Annotated in this window: 24 protein-coding genes; all 24 read left to right on the forward strand. The window is 36.1% G+C overall.

The window, feature by feature from the left end; all coding sequences use genetic code 11:
• Positions 1 to 58: 58 nt before the first annotated feature.
• The 24 genes from FG390_RS01665 (at position 59) to pyrH (ending at position 20,906) form a co-directional block, all read left to right on the forward strand.
• Entirely contained in the window at positions 59 to 865 is an 807-nt protein-coding gene (locus tag FG390_RS01665) for a flagellar hook-basal body complex protein (RefSeq protein WP_141189275.1), read from the forward strand.
• Between the two features lie 53 nt (positions 866 to 918).
• Positions 919 to 1,155, forward strand: a complete 237-nt coding sequence (locus FG390_RS01670) for a flagellar FlbD family protein (protein ID WP_141189276.1) — start codon at positions 919 to 921, stop codon at positions 1,153 to 1,155.
• Positions 1,134 to 1,574 carry a flagellar basal body-associated FliL family protein gene (locus tag FG390_RS01675; protein WP_141189277.1) on the forward strand — a complete coding sequence of 147 codons (441 nt, stop codon included), beginning with the start codon at positions 1,134 to 1,136 and terminating at the stop codon, positions 1,572 to 1,574. Before FG390_RS01670 ends, FG390_RS01675 begins: the two co-directional genes overlap by 22 nt.
• A gap of 36 nt (positions 1,575 to 1,610) precedes the next feature.
• Positions 1,611 to 2,606: a flagellar motor switch protein FliM gene (fliM, locus tag FG390_RS01680; RefSeq protein ID WP_141189278.1), complete on the forward strand. Its 996-nt coding sequence runs from the start codon at positions 1,611 to 1,613 to the stop codon at positions 2,604 to 2,606.
• The gene (gene fliY / locus FG390_RS01685; protein WP_141189279.1) at positions 2,599 to 3,813 is read left to right on the forward strand and encodes a flagellar motor switch phosphatase FliY; all 1,215 of its coding nucleotides are present in this window, start codon (positions 2,599 to 2,601) and stop codon (positions 3,811 to 3,813) included. The genes fliM and fliY overlap by 8 nt, the downstream gene beginning before the upstream one ends.
• A gap of 21 nt (positions 3,814 to 3,834) precedes the next feature.
• Entirely contained in the window at positions 3,835 to 4,197 is a 363-nt protein-coding gene (locus tag FG390_RS01690; RefSeq protein WP_141189280.1) for a response regulator, read from the forward strand.
• An 11-nt stretch (positions 4,198 to 4,208) separates the two neighbouring features.
• Positions 4,209 to 4,871: a flagellar biosynthetic protein FliO gene (locus FG390_RS01695; RefSeq protein ID WP_141189281.1), complete on the forward strand. Its 663-nt coding sequence runs from the start codon at positions 4,209 to 4,211 to the stop codon at positions 4,869 to 4,871.
• Positions 4,864 to 5,541, forward strand: a complete 678-nt coding sequence (gene fliP, locus FG390_RS01700; RefSeq protein WP_141189282.1) for a flagellar type III secretion system pore protein FliP — start codon at positions 4,864 to 4,866, stop codon at positions 5,539 to 5,541. Before FG390_RS01695 ends, fliP begins: the two co-directional genes overlap by 8 nt.
• A gap of 26 nt (positions 5,542 to 5,567) precedes the next feature.
• Positions 5,568 to 5,837, forward strand: coding sequence for a flagellar biosynthesis protein FliQ (gene fliQ / locus FG390_RS01705; protein WP_141189283.1), 270 nt, complete (start codon positions 5,568 to 5,570; stop codon positions 5,835 to 5,837).
• Between the two features lie 44 nt (positions 5,838 to 5,881).
• A complete protein-coding gene (gene fliR, locus FG390_RS01710; protein ID WP_246092623.1) occupies positions 5,882 to 6,631 on the forward strand; it encodes a flagellar biosynthetic protein FliR in 750 nt (249 codons plus the stop codon).
• Positions 6,631 to 7,707, forward strand: a complete 1,077-nt coding sequence (gene flhB / locus FG390_RS01715) for a flagellar biosynthesis protein FlhB (RefSeq protein WP_141189285.1) — start codon at positions 6,631 to 6,633, stop codon at positions 7,705 to 7,707. The genes fliR and flhB overlap by 1 nt, the downstream gene beginning before the upstream one ends.
• A gap of 21 nt (positions 7,708 to 7,728) precedes the next feature.
• Positions 7,729 to 9,765: a flagellar biosynthesis protein FlhA gene (gene flhA / locus FG390_RS01720; RefSeq protein WP_141189286.1), complete on the forward strand. Its 2,037-nt coding sequence runs from the start codon at positions 7,729 to 7,731 to the stop codon at positions 9,763 to 9,765.
• Positions 9,762 to 10,859, forward strand: coding sequence for a flagellar biosynthesis protein FlhF (locus tag FG390_RS01725; RefSeq protein WP_141189287.1), 1,098 nt, complete (start codon positions 9,762 to 9,764; stop codon positions 10,857 to 10,859). Before flhA ends, FG390_RS01725 begins: the two co-directional genes overlap by 4 nt.
• Positions 10,834 to 11,667 (forward strand): P-loop NTPase family protein, encoded by an 834-nt coding sequence (locus FG390_RS01730; RefSeq protein WP_141189288.1) that lies wholly within the window; start codon positions 10,834 to 10,836, stop codon positions 11,665 to 11,667. The genes FG390_RS01725 and FG390_RS01730 overlap by 26 nt, the downstream gene beginning before the upstream one ends.
• Positions 11,664 to 12,722, forward strand: a complete 1,059-nt coding sequence (locus FG390_RS01735; protein ID WP_141189289.1) for a protein-glutamate methylesterase/protein-glutamine glutaminase — start codon at positions 11,664 to 11,666, stop codon at positions 12,720 to 12,722. Before FG390_RS01730 ends, FG390_RS01735 begins: the two co-directional genes overlap by 4 nt.
• A gap of 305 nt (positions 12,723 to 13,027) precedes the next feature.
• A complete protein-coding gene (locus tag FG390_RS01740; protein ID WP_141189290.1) occupies positions 13,028 to 15,037 on the forward strand; it encodes a chemotaxis protein CheA in 2,010 nt (669 codons plus the stop codon).
• A gap of 58 nt (positions 15,038 to 15,095) precedes the next feature.
• Entirely contained in the window at positions 15,096 to 15,566 is a 471-nt protein-coding gene (locus FG390_RS01745; RefSeq protein WP_141189291.1) for a chemotaxis protein CheW, read from the forward strand.
• Positions 15,566 to 16,183, forward strand: coding sequence for a chemotaxis protein CheC (locus FG390_RS01750; protein ID WP_258311540.1), 618 nt, complete (start codon positions 15,566 to 15,568; stop codon positions 16,181 to 16,183). Before FG390_RS01745 ends, FG390_RS01750 begins: the two co-directional genes overlap by 1 nt.
• A 4-nt stretch (positions 16,184 to 16,187) precedes the next feature.
• Entirely contained in the window at positions 16,188 to 16,670 is a 483-nt protein-coding gene (locus FG390_RS01755) for a chemotaxis protein CheD (protein WP_141189292.1), read from the forward strand.
• A gap of 37 nt (positions 16,671 to 16,707) precedes the next feature.
• Complete coding sequence (locus FG390_RS01760; protein ID WP_141189293.1) at positions 16,708 to 17,463, forward strand: FliA/WhiG family RNA polymerase sigma factor; 756 nt, start codon at positions 16,708 to 16,710, stop codon at positions 17,461 to 17,463.
• Between the two features lie 83 nt (positions 17,464 to 17,546).
• Positions 17,547 to 18,044 carry a DUF6115 domain-containing protein gene (locus tag FG390_RS01765; protein ID WP_141189294.1) on the forward strand — a complete coding sequence of 166 codons (498 nt, stop codon included), beginning with the start codon at positions 17,547 to 17,549 and terminating at the stop codon, positions 18,042 to 18,044.
• A gap of 143 nt (positions 18,045 to 18,187) precedes the next feature.
• Complete coding sequence (gene rpsB, locus FG390_RS01770) at positions 18,188 to 18,946, forward strand: 30S ribosomal protein S2 (RefSeq protein WP_141189295.1); 759 nt, start codon at positions 18,188 to 18,190, stop codon at positions 18,944 to 18,946.
• 213 nt (positions 18,947 to 19,159) lie between these two features.
• Positions 19,160 to 20,044 (forward strand): translation elongation factor Ts, encoded by an 885-nt coding sequence (gene tsf / locus FG390_RS01775; RefSeq protein ID WP_141189296.1) that lies wholly within the window; start codon positions 19,160 to 19,162, stop codon positions 20,042 to 20,044.
• Positions 20,045 to 20,180: 136 nt separating this feature from the next.
• Positions 20,181 to 20,906, forward strand: coding sequence for a UMP kinase (gene pyrH, locus FG390_RS01780; RefSeq protein WP_141189297.1), 726 nt, complete (start codon positions 20,181 to 20,183; stop codon positions 20,904 to 20,906).
• The last annotated feature ends 2 nt before the right edge of the window (positions 20,907 to 20,908 follow it).

The raw sequence follows: 20,908 nt of genomic DNA on the forward strand, positions 1-20,908 counted from the left end.
TTGAGGAAGCCAAAGGTTGTTGACTGACAGATACAACCAAAACTAAGGAGGAATTGACATGTTAAGATCTTTATATGCTGGAGTAAGTGGATTGAAAAACTATCAAACTCAGCTAGATGTTATTGGTAATAATATTGCGAATGTAGGTACAACAGGCTTTAAAAAAGGAAGAGCGAATTTTAGTGATTTATTTAACCAAACATTGACGAGTTCAACCCCTTCTCAAAATGCTGCAAATACGAATGGAGTTGGCGGAACTAATGCCTCTCAGATCGGGCTTGGCTCACAAATTGGCTCTATTGATACGATAGCATCTCAAGGAAATGCCCAAACAACTGGACGCACGCTTGATTTGATGATTCAAGGTGAGGGATATTTTCAAGTAACTGATGGTACAAACACCTACTACACTCGTGCAGGAAATTTTTATTTAGATGAAAATCGTGATCTTGTCACTTCTGAAGGTCTTAAAGTTCTAAGTAGTGGTCAAAACGGTACACCTATTAACTTCAACCCAAATAATTATAGTTCCATTACGATTAGTTCTGATGGAACGATTTCAGGAATTAGAAAATCAGATCAACAATTGGAAACAATAGTTCGAATAGGAGTTGCTACTTTTGCCAATCCAGAAGGACTAGAGAAAGTAGGAGGCTCTCTCTTTGCTCGTTCAGCTAACTCAGGTGCTGCTGAATATACCGGCCAAGGTGAAGTAAAATCTGGCGCACTTGAAATGTCTAACGTTGATTTAACAGACGAATTCACAGGTTTAATCACTTCTCAAAGAGGTTACCAAGCGAATGCCCGTGTCATTACAACAGCCGACCAAATCCTGCAAGAGTTAACGAACTTAAAACGTAACTAATTAAAGTAAGGGGGAAGACTTGGGGCCGTTAGAATGCCCTAAGTTGTCTTACGATGATTGAACTGACAAAGTTAAATGGGCATTCTTTTTATCTCAATGTTTTTTTAGTCGAACAATTTGAATCGTTACCAGATACGACGATAACCTTAACGACGGGTAAAAAATTAGTTGTCAAGGAATCGATGGACGAAGTTAATCAAAGAATCGTCTCTTTTATGAAAAATGTTCCACTGGTTTCGTCAGCTGCCATTCATGAGGGGGTGTCCTCTTGTTCAAAAGCAAGGGAATGAATATTTTATTTACGATTATGGCTATTTTTATTTTTGTAGCTGTTGCCGGTTTCTTTGTCGTGAACATGATACATGAACACAAGACATCTGCACAAAAAAAAGACATTAGTATTGATACCATTGTTAATGATTTGACAATCGATACAGAAGAAATGACAACGAATATGAAAGATAACCATTTTGCGAATGTGCAATTCAAAATTCAAGTATCTAGTAAGGATGCAAAAGAAGAACTTACGAAACGTGAATTTCAAGTCAAAAATGCCATTATATTAATACTTTCAAATTTAACACCAAATGACCTTCAAGGTTCTAAAGGTATTGATCGCCTTCAGCAGTTAATAAAAGATCAAATCAATGCATTCTTAAAATCAGGGCGAGTCGTTAATGTTTATACAACCAAGAAGCTCATCCAATAGTCTAAGCTGGTTTGAAGTAGAAAAGAGGTGCCATAAATGTCTGATGTTTTATCACAATCCGAAATAGACGCTCTTCTTTCGGCCATCTCTACGGGGGAAATGGATGCTGAAGAATTAAAAAAAGAAGAAAATGAAAAAAAAGTGCGTAAATATGATTTTAAACGTGCTTTACGTTTTTCAAAAGACCAGATTCGTAGTTTAAGTCGGATCCATGAGAATTTTGCTAGATTATTGACCTCTTATTTTTCTGCTCAACTAAGGACTTATGTGCAAATTAACGTGGCGTCAATTGATCAATTACCTTTTGAGGAATTTATTCGATCAGTACCAAAAACAACGGTAATAAATTTATTAGAAGTACCACCCCTAGAAGGTCAACTGATTATCGAAGTCAACCCTCATATTGCTTATGCGATGTTGGACCGGTTATTAGGCGGATATGGCAACAGTATGAATAAGATCGATCAATTAACTGAAATTGAGTCGAATTTGATGAAGCAGCTCTTTAAACAGGCTCTCTATACGTTTGAAGAGGCTTGGTCATCTGTAGAACAAATAAAATTGAAAAAATTGGATTTTGAAACAAATCCATTATTCCTGCAAATGATTTCGCCTAACGAAACCGTCATTGTCATTTCTCTTTCAACGACGATTGGTGAATCTAGTGGAATGATTAATATTTGTTTACCACATATGGCACTAGAACCTGTTATCCAAAAATTATCCATGCATTATTGGATGAATGAGAAAAAATTTGATAAAACACCGGATGAAGAGTTGGCACTGAAAAAAAATATCGAAAAATCCTCTGTTCCTTTAAAAGTGATCTTTGGAGAATCGGAAATTAGTGTTGAAGAATGCTTAAATTTAGATGTTGGCGACGTGATTAAACTAGATCAAATGGTGGGTTTGCCAATTAAGGTTAAAGTGGGAGAGATCGATACTTTCTTAGCTCAACCTGGAAAGAAAAATAAACATATGGCTGTCCAAATAATTAAGCAGATCGAGGGAGGGGATGAAACAAATGAGTGATGGCGGAAAACTGACGCAAGAAGAGATAGATGCGCTTCTTGGGAATAGTACAAATAATATAGAAGAATCTTCAATCTCAGTGGAAAGTGAATTAAAGACATCTTCCCATAATCTTAGAGATTTTCTAAGCGAAATGGAGAAAGATGTTTTAGGAGAGATTGGGAATATTTCATTTGGTAGTGCAGCAACGGCCCTATCTACCCTTCTAAATCAGAAGGTAGATATTACTACTCCAACAGTCAGTTTAATAGAAAGAGATGAGTTGGAAAGTAAATTCCCCGTACCATATGTTTCTATTCTAGTAAATTATACTGAAGGCTTTACAGGTTCTAATTTACTGATCATTAAAATGCATGATGCAAGTATCATTGCTAATTTAATGATGGGTGGAGATGGCCAAGGCGTATCAGATGAAATTAGTGAAATGGAATTGAGTGCGGTACAAGAAGCGATGAATCAAATGATGGGGTCTTCTGCCACTTCCATGTCGACAGTTTTTGATCGTAAAGTGGATATATCTCCACCAAAAACTAAGATCATGAACTTAAAGGAAAATGAAGGGATCGAAAATTTGCCTGAAGATGATTTGATGCTTCAGATATCGTTTGATTTAAAAGTGGGTTCATTAATCGACTCAAACATTATGCAAATTATCCCTCTCGACTTTGCTAAAACACTCGTTGAAAAATTATTAAATCAATCAGAGGAGACTCATGCTGCGACTCAGGTTGATACAACTACGGATAATCAAATATCCGTGGACGATGAGGAGGAAATAAATCATTATTCAAGTTTTAAAGATGAGGAATCCTCTTACTATATCAGTGAAGAAGAACACGTGCGGTCTGAACCTAAACACGAATTCCAACAACCTAAGAAAAAGCCCGCTTATCAAGACGTTCAAACCGCTGAATTTTCAACATTTGAAGAAGAAAATAATCCGACGCATCCTCAAAATATTGGTATGCTAATGGATATTCCACTTAATATAAGCGTTGAGTTAGGTAGCACAAAGAAGACAATTAAAGAAGTTCTTGAACTTGGCCCTGGATCGATCATAGAACTAGAAAAATTAGCTGGCGAACCCATAGACATTTTAGTTAATCAGAAGTATATTGCTAAAGGGGAAGTCGTTGTAGTAGATGAAAACTTTGGGGTTAGGATTACAGAAATATTAAATCAAAAAGATAGACTAAATAAAATATAGATATTAAATGGAGGAATAACAATGGGACAACGTATTTTAGTAGTTGATGATGCTGCATTTATGAGAATGATGGTTAAAGACATTTTAACAAAAAATGGATATGAAATTGTGGGAGAAGCATCTGATGGTTATGAAGCCGTTAGTAAATATGAAGAGCTTAAACCCGATCTTGTGACATTGGATATTACGATGCCAGAAATGGATGGGATTAGTGCATTGAAAAAAATAAAAGAAATTGACCCACAGGCTAAAATTATTATGTGCTCGGCTATGGGACAACAAGCCATGGTTATTGATGCGATCCAAGCCGGAGCAAAAGATTTTATCGTTAAACCTTTCCAAGCTGATCGGGTGATTGAAGCGATTAAAAAAGCGATAGGTTAGGGAGTAAAGAGGTGGCAAATGTGTTTCGAAAGTGGCTAATGATAAGTCTTGTCATTGTTCATATTATTGTTGGACAAGATGTCAAAGCATTGGCAAATAGTTCTGATAATGATAATTCTGTCTACAATCAATTTAATAATCAAAAAAATGATTCAAAGAAATCGGATCATAACACCAACCAGTCACAAACAACCCATTTAGGACCAAACGTTTTTCTTATTTTCCTAAAATTGATTGGGGCTTTAGCCATCGTTTTGGCATTGATTTATGTTTTATATAAATTAATGCTTAAACGTTCAAAATCATATCAAGAGGCGGGAGCAATTCGAAATATTGGTGGGGTATCCGTTGGTCATCGTCGCTCGGTTCAATTAATTCGTGTAGGTGATGAAGTACTGGTCGTTGGCGTGGGAGAAAATGTTCAATTATTAAAAGAGATCGATGATCGTGAATTAATTAAGACATTAACTGAGAAAAAAACCGAACCTGATGTGTTTCAAAAGAACATGAAGAAAATGATGGAATGGACGGTGGATAAAACTCAGAAAAAAAATCAACCAACACAAAGTCGCTCATTTCAATCCATTTTCTCTGATAAAATCAAATCACTGCAATTAAATCGAGAGAAGCACTTAGAGATGGCCATTAAAGAAGAGGATAACAAGCATGAATAATCTTATTCCAGGATTAAATACGAGCATGATATCAAATAATCCTCATGATGTTGCAACAACCGTGCAGTTATTGGTGTTACTCACGGTACTATCCCTTGCGCCGGCGATTCTTTTGCTCATGACATCATTTACACGCATTATTATCGTTTTGTCATTTGTTAGAACATCCCTTTCGACACAGCAAATGCCACCTAATCAAGTGTTAATAGGTCTTGCCTTGTTTTTAACTTTCTTTATCATGGGGCCAGTTTATCATCAGATTAACCATGATGCTCTCACGCCGTATTTAAAAGGAACGATCTCTCAGAAACAAGCCGTCAAGAAAGCGCAAGATCCATTGAAAGTGTTTATGGCTAAGGAAACAAGACAGAAGGATTTAGCTTTATTTATGAATTATGGTCATTACAAACAACCTAAAACAGTAACAGATATCCCAATGACAGCATTAGTGCCAGCATTTACTATTAGTGAACTAAAAACAGCCTTTGAAATGGGGTTTATGATTTTTATCCCTTTCCTAGTAATCGATATGGTTGTGGCCAGTGTCCTAATGGCCATGGGGATGATGATGTTACCGCCGGTCATGATCTCTTTACCATTTAAAATATTACTCTTTATTATGGTGGATGGGTGGTATCTTATTGTCAAATCGATCCTTTCGAGCTATTGATTTGAGTAGAAAGGCGGTGTAAGTAAATGAGTTCAGAAATGATATTATCGATTGCTGACAAAGGTGTTTATACGGTTCTTATGGTATGTGGACCACTTTTAGCTATTTCGCTCATTGTTGGACTTGTTGTAAGTGTTATTCAAGCAACGACCCAAATACAAGAACAAACGCTTGCATTCGTTCCTAAAATCGTTGCTGTATTGTTTGGCTTAATTATTTTTGGACCTTGGATGCTTTCAAAAATGTTAACTTTTACGCAAAATATCTTTGCGAATCTTGATCAATTTATTAAATGAAAGGCTAAACCACTGTGTCCATATTAAATGAGTTTCCAGCATTTTTGTTGATATTGGTACGCTTGACGAGTGTCTTTGTTGTATTACCTATTTTTTCTTATCGAACCATTCCGGCTGCTGTTAAACTGGGACTCGCATTAATTCTTTCGTTTATTGTAGCAACGGTGCTTGTACACAAACAACCCATTCAGTTTAATGAATTATATGTTCTTCTCATTTCAAAAGAAGTGTTAGTTGGGCTAACGATTGGATTTGTGAGTGGTTTAATTGTTTATGCCATTCAATTCGCAGGAGCTTTTATCGACATTCAAATAGGATTTGCTATCGCAAATACCATAAACCCTGAGAACGGCGCAACCTCTCCGATAACAGGACAATTTTTATATACTTTAGCTATTCTATTTTTTTTAGGAATTAATGCCCATCATATGTTGCTTAATGGTGTGTTATATAGTTTTTCTCTTGTTCCAATCAATCAGTTATCCATTCATTTGATGGATGGAACAACAGTTCATTTTGTTGTCACGGTATTTTTGCAAATGGTGGCCATTAGTTTCCAAATGGCTCTACCAATTGTAGGAAGCTTATTTCTTGTCGACGTCGCGCTTGGATTAGTGGCGAGAACCGTTCCGCAGATAAATATCTTTGTTGTCGGCTTGCCATTAAAAATTGTCGTTGGATTCATTTTACTTATCTTTATTTTTCCGATTTTATTTATCATGTTTCGCTCTATTTCTGACTCTATGACCCAAATCATGGTTGAATATATGAAGTATTTGGGAGGAAATTCGTAATGTGGAGACTAAATCTGCAATACTTTGCAGGTGAAAAGACTGAAAAGGCGACACCTAAAAAGCGACAAGAAGGAAGAAAAAAAGGTCAAGTCGTAAAAAGTATTGATTTAAGCACTGCATTTTCCATGCTTGCCTTTTTTTTATTATTTATGGCCATCAGTGCGAATATGGGTCAATCATTATTACAATTTATGTCAGATATTTATACTAACTGGTTAAATACACCATTAAACGAACACAATATCCAAACCTTTAGTCTTCATGTTTTCAAAGCTTTTGGTGTATTAATCGCACCTATTCTTATTTTGGCGTTAATTATGGGGATTGGGAGTCAGTTAATGCAAGTAGGATTTGTTTTTTCAACAGAATCCCTCCAATTCAAAATGGAACGATTGGATCCAATCCAAGGTTTTAAACGGATTTATTCGTTAAGAGCCATCGTGGAATTTATAAAATCTTTACTGAAAATACTCGTCATTGGATGGATTACATTTTCTGTTTTGTGGCTTAATCGTTCGAGTGTCCTACAAACCATGGTTAAGCCCATAGGTGAAAGTCTTCTTATCATCGGAAAAGTTGTTTTACAAATGGGAATCGCTTCTTCACTTGGACTCATCGTTTTAGGTTTTCTTGATTATTTATATCAAAAATTTGATTATGAAAAAAATATGAGAATGTCGAAGCAAGATATTAAGGATGAGTATAAAAAAAGTGAGGGTGATCCATTAATTAAGTCTAAGATTAAAGAAAGACAAAGGCAGATGGCCATGCGTCGTATGATGCAAGAGCTGCCAAAGGCTGATGTCGTGATTACCAATCCGACTCATTTTGCCGTTGCTTTAATGTATGATAATAGCCAAATGGAAGCACCAAAAGTTGTTGCCAAAGGTGCAGATTATCTTGCTTTAAAAATACGTGAGATAGCGAAACAAAATGATATTGTTATAGTAGAAAAAAAGCCGTTAGCGAGAGCCATGTACAAAGAATTGGAAATTGGTGACTCAGTACCCGAAACTTTTTTTAAGGCGGTCGCAGAAATTTTAGCCTATGTTTATCGATTGAAAGGCAAAGTCTAGTTGGTCATGAAGGAGGACCCCATGAAATTACGAGATTTAATTGTGGTTTTTGGTGTTATTTTAATTGTCATAATGCTAATTATTCCACTCCCTTCTTTTATTTTAAGTTTTCTTATCATTATTAATATTACTATTGCACTCATTGTATTGCTTGTTTCTATGAATATGAATGAGCCTTTACAATTTTCTGTTTTTCCTTCATTACTCTTAATTTTGACTTTGTTTCGATTAGGTCTAAATATTTCAACGACACGTCTTATCCTTGGTGAAGGTGAAGCCGGAAAAGTTATTTCTACATTTGGACAATTTGTCGTTGGCGGTAATATTATTGTTGGTTTGGTGATTTTTCTTATTCTCATCATTATTCAATTTATTGTAATTACCAAAGGGGCTGAACGTGTATCGGAGGTTGCTGCTAGGTTTACTTTGGATGCGATGCCAGGTAAACAAATGAGTATTGATGCTGATTTAAATGCAGGATTAATAAATGAATTACAAGCAAAAACCCGCCGTGAAAAAATTGAACGAGAAGCTGATTTTTATGGAGCCATGGATGGTGCAAGCAAATTTGTAAAAGGTGATGCCATCGCAAGTATCATTATTGTCAGCATTAATCTGATTGTAGGGATTATTATTGGTATGGTTCAACAAGGATTAGGCTTAGCCGAAGCTTCCCAAACATACTCGTTATTAACGGTTGGTGATGGCATTGTTAGTCAAATTCCCGCACTGCTTATTTCTACAGCTACAGGTATTGTTGTAACAAGGGCTGCTACAGATGATAGTAATATCGGTCAAGATATTCGGACTCAACTTCTAGCTTATCCTGTTATGTTGATAGTTGCAGGTTCTGTTATCTTAGTTCTTGGTTTAACTCCGATTGGTTTTGTTTTGACTTTGCCTATAGCAGCTTTATTAATTATAGGGGGTTACCTGTTAAGGCAAAATGGAAGCAAGCAAAATGAATTAGATGAAATAGCAGAAGGACAAGCCTTAGAAGAAACGTTTAAAAGTCAAGAAAGTGTCATCGATTTAATTCAAGTAGATCCCATTGAATTTGAATTTGGATACGCCCTAGTTCCTCTAGCAGATAGTAGTCAAGGCGGAGATCTTTTAGATCGGATTGTCATGATAAGAAGGCAACTTGCAGTAGAAATGGGTGTTGTCCTTCCGATTATACGGATACGAGATAATATTCAATTAGAGCCAAATCAATATCGAATTAAAATAAAAGGCAGTGAAGTGGCGAATGGAGAATTACTATACGATCATTATCTTGCCATGAGTCCAGGCATTGATGACCCAGCCATTCAAGGAATCCAAACAACTGAACCTGCTTTTGGTCTACCCGCTTTGTGGATAACCGAACAAATGAAAGAAAAAGCGGAACTTTCGGGTTACACAGTTGTTGACCCGCCATCTGTTGTTACAACCCATTTAACAGAAGTATTAAAACAGCATTTGCATGAATTGTTAGGCCGTCAAGAAGTAAAACAATTAATTGATCATTTAAGAGAAAAGAATGCGACTCTTGTAGATGAAGTTTCGCCTGAATTATTAAACTTAGGTGACATCCAAAAGATACTTGTCAATTTACTAAGAGAAAAATTATCTATTCGAAATCTTCCTGTTATTTTTGAGGTAATGGCTGATTATGGGGCATTGACAAAAGATCCAGATTTATTGACTGAATATGTAAGACAAGCCTTGTCTAGGCAGATTACTGATAAATACACAGATGAAGACAAAACATTAAAAGTCATTACGATAAGTCCAGATATGGAACGTCGGATTGCAAGTGCGGTACAGAAAACCGAACACGGCCATTATCTGGCTTTAGGAACAGAAGATTCAGGGCAATTTTTGAAAGAAGTTTCAAGTTACGTAGAGCAATGGGTAGATGCTGAAAATGAACCTGTCATTCTTTGTTCACCAGCAATTAGGCGATATATCAGACAACTTATCGAAAGGTATTTTCCAAATGTGGCTGTTCTTTCTTATAATGAATTGGAAGCTTATGTGCAAGTTCAAAGTATTGGGGTGGTGAATGCAGCATGAAGATAAAAAAAATAGTGGCACCAACCATGTCTCAGGCTATGGAAAAAGTTAAGAAAGAGCTTGGATCTGATGCAGTGATCTTAAATACAAAAAAGGTAAAAAAAGCTCGACTTTTCAATTTATTAAAAACTGAATATATTGAGGTTCTTGCAGCGATGGATCCAGAACCCTTTCCTGAAAAAAGAGTCCGACCAGACTTGGCAAGACATGATGAAAAGATATCAGATATGAAGAGAACGATCATCCCTCAAAAAGTAGCACCCTTGAATATGGAATTACCGCATCCAATAGAAAGAATAAAAACAAGTTTGATTGATCAAGGGCTAGAAATCGAGCATGTTGATGTTTGTACCCAAGAAATGATTAAAAACTGGTATCTTAGTGATGAAACGATGACGTATCATGATTTGTTACTCGTTGTAAAAAAACATTTGGTTAAGCATCTTACTCGTCATCAGTTTAATCAGCCAACGTCATCTTCACATATGATCACAGTTGTTGGACCAACAGGAGTTGGGAAGACAACGACACTAGCTAAACTAGCTGGTCGCTCAGTATTAGATGAAGGCAAATCTGTGGCTTTCATGACGACTGATACATTTCGAATTTCAGCCATTGATCAATTAAAAACCTATGCTAGGATTCTAAACATTCCTTTATTTGTTGTTTATAATCATCAAGATTTTAATAAAGTAAAAAAACAACTGGAATCGTATGATATTGTTTTTATTGATACGGCAGGTCGAAACTATCTTGATGAAACTTATGTAAAAGAATTAAAAGGTTTAATTCAATTTAATCAACATATGACAAATTATCTTGTATTATCTGCTACGGCAAAATATGTTGATATGAAGCAAATTGTCCATCGCTTCTCCACAGTTCCAATCCATGCTTTTATTTTCACAAAAATGGACGAGACATTGACTTATGGCGCTATGATAAGTTTACTGCTTCACTTTAAAAACGTTCCATCTGCCTATATAACCAATGGTCAAAATGTTCCAGATGATTTGATTCAAGCAAATCCAAGTCATCTAGTGGATGAATTTTTAGGGGGGATAGATCGTGATAGATCAAGCAGAGAGTCTTAGACTACGCATGGAAAATCATCATCCATATGTTCCAAACTATCTTGCTATTTCAGGACATTCTCGAAATTCATCACAATCCTGTTTTTGCTTAACTTTATCACAATCTTTATCTGAATTTGGCAAGAGAGTCTTGGTTATCTATCTAGGAAACGAAGTACAGCCATGGACAGGAGTTCCACAATCTATAAGTATTGCGGAAACATTAAACAGAAAACAACCGATTAAGAATGCTATGGTTCGATATCATGACGTTTCATACATGAGAAGTGGTTCGCAATTGATTGACAATCTCAAGAAAAATAATGAATGCCTAAGCGAGCTAAAAATGAGCTTTAATGAAATAAAGAATGACTTTGATTGTTTTTTATTTGATTTTGAACATGTCAATGACTTTGAAAATTATGGATCTGTTTTTGATATGTTGCTGTTTTTATCAAAGGGAACTGAACAAGCCGTCCTTTCGACATATTCGATGCTTAAAAAGTTTCGACAGTTGTATCAAGATTTAGAACTTGCCTGTGTTCTAATTGAGGAGAAAACACTTGGTGATGCAATAAAAATTGGAGAGAGACTTATAAAGATTTCAGATCGGCACTTAAAAAAGGCATTTAAATGGGCCTGTATCTTTCCATCTAATTCTGACGATACGGATACCATGAGTCATCCTTTTTCTATGCAAAATATATTTTCGAGAATCTGTGCACGAAAATATTTACATTATCTAAGTCAGTTGGATGATCAGAAAAGCACAAGATTTTTTGATCGTATTGAAAAATGCTTACAAACGGTAAGAATTGATCAATCATGAAAAAAATATCCGTTTTAGTCGTTGATGATTCCGCGTTTATGAGAAGAATGCTGCAAGATATGATTAATAGTGATCCAGATATCGAAGTGGTTGCTACTGCGAGAAATGGAGAAACAGCCCTGAAAAAAACATTAGAACTGAAACCTGACGTTATAACACTAGATGTTGAATTATATGAAGAAAATGGGTTAGATGTTTTAACAAAAATAATGGCACAATGTCCTACTCCTATTTTAATAGTATCTGGCGGAACTCAAAAAGGCGCTGATGCCGCGCGTGAAGCCATCAAAAGGGGAGCCATTGATTTTATCGCAAAACCTTCTGGTCAGATCTCGCTTGATATTGAAGTTATCAAAGAAGAATTAATTGAAAAAATTAAGCAATGTAAGGAAATAGACCTTCGAATGAATGGAAAGCTTGCCGATAATAAACATGAAGAACGAAAAAGGCAAGCGAGTGACCATACAAAGAGGAGTCATCCATCACGTAAAATAATATGCATTGGTGCATCAACGGGTGGTCCAAAAGCGTTATACGAAGTGATCTCTCGTCTTCCTAAAGATCTTCAGGCAGCGGTACTTATTGTCCAGCATATGCCTAGCAAATTTACAAAGTCATTAGCAGAGCGATTAAATGAAACATCGTCATGCAATGTAAGCGAAGCTGTCCATGGAGAAATCATTCAAAATGGACACGCTTATATCGCACCAGGAGGTCATCATATGACCATAAAAGAAGACGGAAAAAACCTCAGAATTGACTTGATAGATACCCCGCCTTTGCATGGTGTGAAGCCAGCATTTGATGTTCTGCTTCAATCCTTATGTCCCCTAAATCAGTATCAATTTATCATAGCTATCTTGACGGGAATGGGGAAAGATGGGGCAGAAGGGACAAAACTGTTAAAAAAAAGAACGTGCTGTTATACGATTGCAGAAAGTAGAGAAACAGCTGTTGTTTTTGGGATGCCAAAGATGTTAATTGAAACGGTAGAGGTTGATGAAGTATTGCCAATCTATCGTGTTGCATCTTCAATCATTAATCAAGTCTATTAATCTATAAGTGCGTGTTCAAAAAGGTGACAAATGAAAAAGGTTACTGGCTAAGTACGCTGGCATCCTGCAAGAAACGCCAGTACTAGCCCGTCCTGGTCGTCGGAAGGATAAGAGCGGCGGCAGTTCTCGAGGACCGGCATTCCTCGCGTTGTGGTAGCTTCAGGCGCCAAACCACAGGACGTGAGCGCTTTTAGCCAGCGATCCTCTTGTATCACTACATGAGGACCGGAAAAACAAGCGGGCGCCGAGATTCGCAAGTTATCATTTGGTGACTTTTTGAACAACCTCTATAAAGGAGTGATTTCATGGATACCAATCAATATCTCGTTTTATTTATCGATGAAGGAAGAGAACATTTACAAAATTTGAATGATAAAATGCTTGTTTTAGAGAATGATCCAAATGATTTAAGTGTTGTGAATGAGATTTTTCGCTCAGCCCATACCTTGAAAGGAATGTCCGCTTCAATGGGTTTTGAAGATATGGCCAATTTAACCCACAAAATGGAGAATGTTCTTGATGCTTTAAGGCACAAACAGATTGAAGTGACATCTGATATGATGGATGCACTTTTTGAATCAATTGATCATTTAGAAGCGATGTTGGACCAAATTATCCAAGGACAATCTGATAAGAGGGATGTTTCAGATATTGTAAAAAAATTACAAGTAATAGAAAAAAACGGAACGATCTCAAATAGTGATGAACCAATCAACTTATCTCAATCAACAAATGTAGCCGCTATCTCGAAGCCAAAAAATAACGAGCAATATGATTTAAATGATACCGAGTGGGCTATGATTTCTCAAGCAAAAGATGCAGAGTTGTCCGCTTATTTTATCAAGGTTAACTTAACTGAAGATTGTATGTTAAAAGCAGCGAGAGCAGTCATGGTTTTTCAAGCTATTGAAGGACGAGGAGATGTTATAAAAACAACACCTGACACAGAAAAAATAGAACAAGCAGAATTTGACTTAATCTTTACCTTCATTTTTATTACAGGTGAATCTCCTGATAAAATAAAGCGCGATATTTTAACAGTTTCAGAAATTGATAAAGTTGAAATTGATGAAATTACTCCTAGAAAAACGGAAGACAACATAAAAACGAGCGATCATCCAACAGAGAAAAAAGAGTTAGATAAATCTAAAAGTACGGCCCCGGTTCAAGTAAATAAAACCATACGGGTTAATCTTGATCGATTAGATCATTTATTAAATCTATTTGAAGAATTGATTATTGATCGTGGTCGACTTGAACAAATTTCTAATGAAGTTGGGGATCAACATTTAAAATCACAAGTCGAAAAAATACACCGAGTCTCAAATCAACTTCAAGAAACAATCTTAAATTTAAGAATGGTACCTGTTGAAACCGTCTTTAATCGTTTCCCAAGGATGGTTCGAAACCTCTCAAAAGATTTAAATAAAAAAATTGAGTTAGTCATAACAGGGGCTGATACAGAAGTCGATCGATCAATTGTTGATGAACTAGGAGATCCGCTTGTTCATTTACTTCGTAATTCCTTAGATCATGGAATTGAGCTTCCAGAAGTTAGATTAAAAAACGGAAAAAATGAAACTGGAACGGTTCAACTTCGAGCATTTCACAGTGGTAATCACGTCATCATTGAAATTGAAGATGATGGAGCGGGAATTGATCGTCAAAAAATCATTGCAAAAGCAATTGAAAATGGGTTAATCACCTCAGAGCAATCTTCTAAGTTATCGGATCAAGAAGTGTTTCATTTAATGTTTGCGTCTGGATTTAGTACAGCAGAAAAAATCTCGGATATTTCTGGTCGAGGCGTCGGGCTGGATGTCGTTGAGAGCAACATAAGAAAAATTGGAGGTACAGTAAGCGTCGAATCGACGTTAGGCAAGGGGTCTCGGTTTACCGTTAAATTACCTCTAACACTGTCAATCATAAATGCGATGCTCATCAAATTAGGGGAAGAAACCTATGCCGTTCCTATTTCTAGTATTGTCGAAACAATGTTATTACGACAAATTGAATTAAAGACAGTCAATAAAAAGGATGTCCTTATTTATCGGGATACAGTTGTTCCTTTTGTAGATTTAAGGCACATTTTACAAGTTCCAAATTCAGACTGTGTCTCATCTAAACAAGCTGTGATGATTGTAAAACAATCAAATCATTACCTTGCTTTTGCCGTTGATGAGCTATTAGGTCACCAAGAAATAGTCATTAAATCACTTGGAAATTATTTAAAGAGTGTTAAAGGAATATCAGGTGCCACCATTCTTGGAGATGGTCGTGTTGCCTTAATTTTAGATTGTGAAGCCATTGCATAAGCTCTTATTTAACAGGGAGAATCACGTCTCATAGTGTCAAATACAAGGGGGAAAAAAGATGAACCAATTAGGTCAAAATACAAAATTCATTCTTTTTGAATTAAATGAAGAAACGTTCGGAGTACCTATTAATCAAGTCGTTTCCATTGAGCGGCCTCAGGCAATTACACGGGTTCCGCATGTTCAAGACTACGTAAAAGGAATTATGACAATAAGAGGTTTAATGGTTCCAGTCATTGATATACATAAGCGATTCAATATGGCCGAATCACTCAAGGCGACAGAAGAGAGAATAATTATCGTTGAGATAGATGACATGATGGTTGGACTTTATGTAGATTCTGCTCATCAAGTTGTGGATTTAAGTCCCTCTCAAATTGAAGATACTCCGGAGATAGTGGGTGGACTTGAGGCAGAGTATATTGATGGTATTGCGAGGTATAAAGAGGATAAATTGCTTGTTTTACTTAATTTAAAAAAAGTGTTAACCACAAATGAAGTTAATGATTTAAAGAAAATAGAGGTATAATGATGAATCCTAATAGGCAGTCATTCTTAGAGGATCTTCGTCTCGATATCTTAAAAGAAATAGGTAATATTGGCGCAGCACATGCCGCTACATCTTTATCGACTTTATTAAATAAACGTATAGATTTAAAAATTCCTTCTGCTCAAGTGGTTCCCATTTCAGAAGTAAACGGGCCAAAAAGAGAAAATAATGTTGCCGCCACTTATACGTACATTGATGGTGACATCCAAGGGCATTTTTTTATGCTATTTAAAGAAGAACATGCTAATACGCTTGTTTCTAACATCATACCAGATACAACAATATATGACGGTGACTTAGGTGAATCAGCTTTTTGTGAAATTGGAAATATTTTATGTGGTTCATATCTATCTGCATTATCTAAATTTTTAAATATTACGATCAATCAATCACCCCCTATATTATCTATTGATATAGCCGCCGCCATCCTGGGTGAAGGATTAATCGAATTATCTATGGAATCAGATTCTGTTATTATGATTGAGACAGTTCTTGACGATAAAATCAACCATCATCAAATGGATGGTGAGCTCGTATTTCTTCCCAATCCAGACTCAATGGACCTTATATTTAAATTGGCATTAGGGGGAGAATAAATGTATGATTCTTGTCGGGCTGTCAGAAATTAAACTTGCTAACAAGGAAGAATCACTTAGAACCATTGGACTTGGTTCATGTGTAGGTGTCATTATTTTTGATGTGGATAAAACGATCGCTGGAATGGCGCATATTATGCTGCCAGAATCGAAAATTGCTAAACCAGGAAGTCGTTTTTTGTTAGGGAAATTTGCTGACACGGCAATCCCTGAACTTGTTAAGTTGATAGGTTCTTATGATATTCCAATAACTCGTCTACGTTCAAAAATGGCTGGGGGAGCAGAGATGTTTAAGGGTTCTCGTCTGACTATGATGGGATCCATTGGTCAAAGAAATATTAAAGCTATCAAAGAACAGTTACATCGATTTGATATTCCTATTATTGCTGAAGATGTTGGTGGTCATAGCGGGAGAACGATTGAATTTTATACTCATTCATCTATCTTATCGATTCGTACAGTAAACCGTGATGAGAAACAGATATAATTACATTTTGTAAATGAAGGGTTAAGGGGTGAGGAATATGGCGATATCAATAATGGATCAAGAAAAGCAATATTGGAAACGTTGGATAGATCATCGTGATCCAGAGGCCGCTGATAACCTCTTAAAAATTTACTTGCCATTGGTTCATTATCATGTTCAACGAATTAGTGCTGGTTTACCAAATTCGGTAAGTAGAGATGAATTGATGAGTCATGGTATGTTTGGCCTCTATGATGCATTAGAAAAATTTGATACAACGCGTGATTTAAAATTTGATACATATGCTTCATTTCGTATACGAGGATCCATTATAGATGGTTTAAGAAAAGAGGACTGGATGCCTCGTTCATTAAGGGAAAAAAATAAAAAAATCGAAGCGACGACAGAAATGTTAGAACAGAAATATTTGCGATCTGTGACGATAGAAGAAGTTGCAAGTGCTTGTGAGTTATCCATCGATGATGTGGCAAAAGTCGTTTCAGAAGATATGTTTGCCAACCTCATTTCTTTAGATGAAGAATATGAAAATGATAAAGGTGAATATCCCGTCGTTTTCGTTGAAGATAAATCCGTTCCAACGCCTGATCAAGTTATTTTAAAAAATGAGAAATATAAAATGCTGAGCGAAGACATTAAAAGACTTAATGAGAAAGAGCAGCTTGTCATTACATTATTTTATTATGAGGAATTAACGCTAACAGAAATTGGCCATATTTTAGATTTGTCGACATCACGTATTTCACAAATCCATAGTAAGGCGATTTATAAGCTTCGTAACTATTTAACACCCTGATGTTTTTGAGTGTGCTCAGGTTTTTAACTAACCATAACAATAATCTTAGAACGAATATAAGCAAGATTTAAGGAGATAACATCATGACATTATGGATGATCTTTAGCTTAATACTACATTTATTAGCTTTTTATCTCATTATTCAACTCGTGCAGAGATTGAAACATGTAGAACAACAGCATCCTGAAGAGTTAAAAAGAGAAATTGAAGAGATGATGACAGCCTATTTGACAGATATACAACAAGAGAATGATCGATTTATCCAAGAACTAAATAAACAAAAGAAAAACGAAGAAATAAAATCAAATAAAAAAGCAAATCATGAAGAACGAGACAAAATTAATGATGATATAGATAATGTGATAAATAAGAGTTATCAACAAGCGACTGAGGATGCAGATATAGATTGGATCCCCCCAATTAAATCAACAAGCGAAGAAAAGTATGAGTCATCCTTATTAGCGAAGGCACTTCATTTAAAGCAAAAAGGGCAATCAATAACGGAAATAGCTAAAGCTTTGGGACGCGGTGAAGGGGAAATTGCCCTCTTATTAAAAATTAATGAAAAAAAGACGCTATAAACTTGTATTAGCCACATGTTTATGGTATATTAAACAACGGTGTCAATCACACACGCTCAATAATCTATGCATTGGTGCTGAAGATCAGTAATGTATTAGAAATGATTTGAGCGGCGGAATAAAACCATTAGGAGGAAAGCATTATGGCAGTTATCTCAATGAAACAGCTTTTAGAATCTGGTGTTCATTTTGGTCACCAAACACGTCGTTGGAACCCAAAAATGAAACCTTATATCTTTACAGAAAGAAACGGTATCTACATTATTGACCTTCAAAAAACGGTTAAAAAAGTAGAAGAAGCTTATCAGTTTGTAAGAAACATTGCAGCTGATGGTGGGAAAGTTCTTTTTGTAGGAACGAAAAAACAAGCCCAAGAATCTGTGAAATCTGAAGCAGAACGTTCTGGTATGTATTACATTAATCAACGTTGGTTAGGTGGTACCTTAACGAACTTTGAAACGATTAGAAAACGTATTACAAGATTAAAACAAATTGAAAAAATGGCTGAAGATGGCACTTTTGATGTACTTCCTAAAAAAGAAGTTGTCGGTCTAAAAAAAGAATTAGCGCGTCTTGAAAAATTCTTGGGTGGTATCAAGGACATGGAATCTCTTCCACAAGCTTTGTTTGTTATCGACCCTCGTAAAGAAAGAATTGCGATTGCAGAAGCACGCAAATTAAATATACCGATTGTTGCTATCGTTGACACGAACTGTGATCCTGACGAAGTAGATGTTATCATTCCTGGTAATGACGATGCCATTCGTGCCGTGAAACTATTAACTGGTAAAATCGCTGATGCAGTGCTTGAGGCTAATCAAGGTGAAGAGCTAGATGTTTCTAGTGCTCCTGAAAACGTTCAAGAAAAAGAACAAGTCCAAGAACCAGTAGAAGCTGAATAAAGACAAGATTTTAAGGGGTGATAAGGGGTGTGACCCTTATCACTTTTTTTGCAAAAAGAAGAGAATTGATGTTGTCATGATATAAATGATTGAAAACAACATGATTTTTGATTAGCACACTGGGTAAAATATCTAAGGTGCATGTTCATTATTAATCTATATGTTTTCTATATATCGATGTATGCATATTAATCAAATAAAGGAGGATGTCAAATGGCAGCAATAAGTGCAAAACTAGTTAAAGAACTTCGTGAAATTACAGGTGCAGGGATGATGGACTGCAAAAAAGCTTTAACTGAAACTGATGGAGATATTGACAAAGCTGTTGATTTGTTAAGAGAAAAAGGAATGGCTAAAGCAGCGAAAAAAGCAGACCGTGTGGCTGCAGAAGGTTTAGCTCAAGTTAAAGTTGAAGGTAACAAAGCAGTCATTCTTGAAGTTAACTCTGAAACGGACTTTGTTGCAAAAAATGATCAATTTGTTCAATTAATCAGTACGTTAGCTGATCATTTATTAAAAAACAATCCATCAACTGTTGAGGAAGCTCTTTCTCAAAACTTAGAAGGTCAAGACCAAAAGGTTGAAGAATTCATTAATAGCGCCATTGCGAAAATTGGTGAAAAAATTTCATTGCGTCGCTTTACTATAGTTGATAAAGCTGATGATGAAAACTTTGGTGCGTATCTACATATGGGTGGTCGAATCGCTGTCTTAACGAAGGTTAAAGGTGGAGATGAAAGTATTGCAAAAGATGTAGCTATGCATGTTGCTGCTGTTAACCCTCGTTATCTCTCTAAAGATCAAGTATCTCAAGAAGAAGCCGCTCATGAAAAAGAAGTTCTTAAACAACAAGCATTAAATGAAGGTAAACCTGAAAAAATCGTTGAAAAAATGGTTGAAGGTCGTATGAAGAAATTCTTCCAAGAAATCTGCCTTGTTGATCAAAACTTTGTTAAAGATCCAGATGTTACGGTCAGCAAATACTTAGCAAATAATCATGCATCAGCTGAAGGCTTTGTTCGATATGAAGTAGGCGAAGGCATGGAAAAACGTCAAGAAAACTTCGCTGAAGAAGTTAAAGCACAAATGAAACAATAAGCTATATAATGACATACAGAATGTTCAACAACTATAATTAAATTGTCGCTTGCGGCTTTGAACATCATCTAAAATAGGGGCGCGGATACGTGCCCCATTTTTAAAATAGAGAGTAGATAGGAAGGGGTATTCATACATGTCAAATGAAGCAAAATATAAGCGGGTAATACTTAAATTAAGTGGTGAAGCATTAGCTGGGGATGTAGGTTTTGGTATTGACCCAAAAATTATTTTATCCATTTCTGAACAAATTAAAGAGATTGCAGATCTAAATGTTGAAGTGGCCGTTGTGGTTGGTGCAGGTAACATTTGGCGCGGCAAAACAGGTAGCGAAATGGGAATGGATCGTGCGACAGCTGACTATATGGGAATGCTTGCCACAGTTATGAATGCCCTTGCCCTCCAAGATAGCTTGGAAAGTCTAGGAGTTGGAACTCGTGTTCAGTCTTCTATTGAAATGAGACAGGTTGCAGAACCTTACATTCGCAGGCGCGCTATCAGACACTTAGAAAAGAAACGCGTCGTCATTTTTGCAGCTGGAACGGGTAATCCTTATTTTTCAACAGATACTACCGCAGCGCTTAGAGCAGCGGAAATTGAAGCTGAAGTCATATTAATGGCTAAAAACAATGTTGATGGCGTTTATTCTGCTGATCCAAAAGTTGATGAGGCCGCGGTTAAATATGATAGTATTTCATATTTAGATGTTCTTAACGAAGGGCTTGCTGTCATGGATTCTACAGCCTCTTCTTTATGTATGGATAATGATATTCCACTTGTTGTTTTTTCAATCACAGAAATCGGAAACATTAAACGAGTTGTGTTAGGTGAAGAAATTGGAACTGTCGTAAGGGGGAAATAAAA

The organism is Terrilactibacillus laevilacticus, from assembly GCF_006517395.1.
GTDB lineage: Bacteria > Bacillota > Bacilli > Bacillales > Sporolactobacillaceae > Terrilactibacillus > Terrilactibacillus laevilacticus.

Excerpts from the sequence above, each read along its gene's own strand:
- fliQ (WP_141189283.1), top strand. The coding sequence starts at position 5,568 with ATGAGTTCAGAAATGATATTATCGATTGCTGACAAAGGTGTTTATACG.
- FG390_RS01750 (WP_258311540.1), top strand. The coding sequence starts at position 15,566 with ATGATGAATCCTAATAGGCAGTCATTCTTAGAGGATCTTCGTCTCGAT.
- FG390_RS01745 (WP_141189291.1), top strand. The coding sequence starts at position 15,096 with ATGAACCAATTAGGTCAAAATACAAAATTCATTCTTTTTGAATTAAAT.
- FG390_RS01760 (WP_141189293.1), top strand. The coding sequence starts at position 16,708 with ATGGCGATATCAATAATGGATCAAGAAAAGCAATATTGGAAACGTTGG.
- flhB (WP_141189285.1), top strand. The coding sequence starts at position 6,631 with ATGTGGAGACTAAATCTGCAATACTTTGCAGGTGAAAAGACTGAAAAG.
- FG390_RS01755 (WP_141189292.1), top strand. The coding sequence starts at position 16,188 with ATGATTCTTGTCGGGCTGTCAGAAATTAAACTTGCTAACAAGGAAGAA.
- tsf (WP_141189296.1), top strand. The coding sequence starts at position 19,160 with ATGGCAGCAATAAGTGCAAAACTAGTTAAAGAACTTCGTGAAATTACA.
- pyrH (WP_141189297.1), top strand. The coding sequence starts at position 20,181 with ATGTCAAATGAAGCAAAATATAAGCGGGTAATACTTAAATTAAGTGGT.
- FG390_RS01735 (WP_141189289.1), top strand. The coding sequence starts at position 11,664 with ATGAAAAAAATATCCGTTTTAGTCGTTGATGATTCCGCGTTTATGAGA.
- FG390_RS01670 (WP_141189276.1), top strand. The coding sequence starts at position 919 with ATGATTGAACTGACAAAGTTAAATGGGCATTCTTTTTATCTCAATGTT.
- fliP (WP_141189282.1), top strand. The coding sequence starts at position 4,864 with ATGAATAATCTTATTCCAGGATTAAATACGAGCATGATATCAAATAAT.
- FG390_RS01740 (WP_141189290.1), top strand. The coding sequence starts at position 13,028 with ATGGATACCAATCAATATCTCGTTTTATTTATCGATGAAGGAAGAGAA.
- FG390_RS01725 (WP_141189287.1), top strand. The coding sequence starts at position 9,762 with ATGAAGATAAAAAAAATAGTGGCACCAACCATGTCTCAGGCTATGGAA.
- FG390_RS01665 (WP_141189275.1), top strand. The coding sequence starts at position 59 with ATGTTAAGATCTTTATATGCTGGAGTAAGTGGATTGAAAAACTATCAA.
- flhA (WP_141189286.1), top strand. The coding sequence starts at position 7,729 with ATGAAATTACGAGATTTAATTGTGGTTTTTGGTGTTATTTTAATTGTC.
- rpsB (WP_141189295.1), top strand. The coding sequence starts at position 18,188 with ATGGCAGTTATCTCAATGAAACAGCTTTTAGAATCTGGTGTTCATTTT.
- FG390_RS01690 (WP_141189280.1), top strand. The coding sequence starts at position 3,835 with ATGGGACAACGTATTTTAGTAGTTGATGATGCTGCATTTATGAGAATG.
- fliY (WP_141189279.1), top strand. The coding sequence starts at position 2,599 with ATGAGTGATGGCGGAAAACTGACGCAAGAAGAGATAGATGCGCTTCTT.
- FG390_RS01765 (WP_141189294.1), top strand. The coding sequence starts at position 17,547 with ATGACATTATGGATGATCTTTAGCTTAATACTACATTTATTAGCTTTT.
- fliM (WP_141189278.1), top strand. The coding sequence starts at position 1,611 with ATGTCTGATGTTTTATCACAATCCGAAATAGACGCTCTTCTTTCGGCC.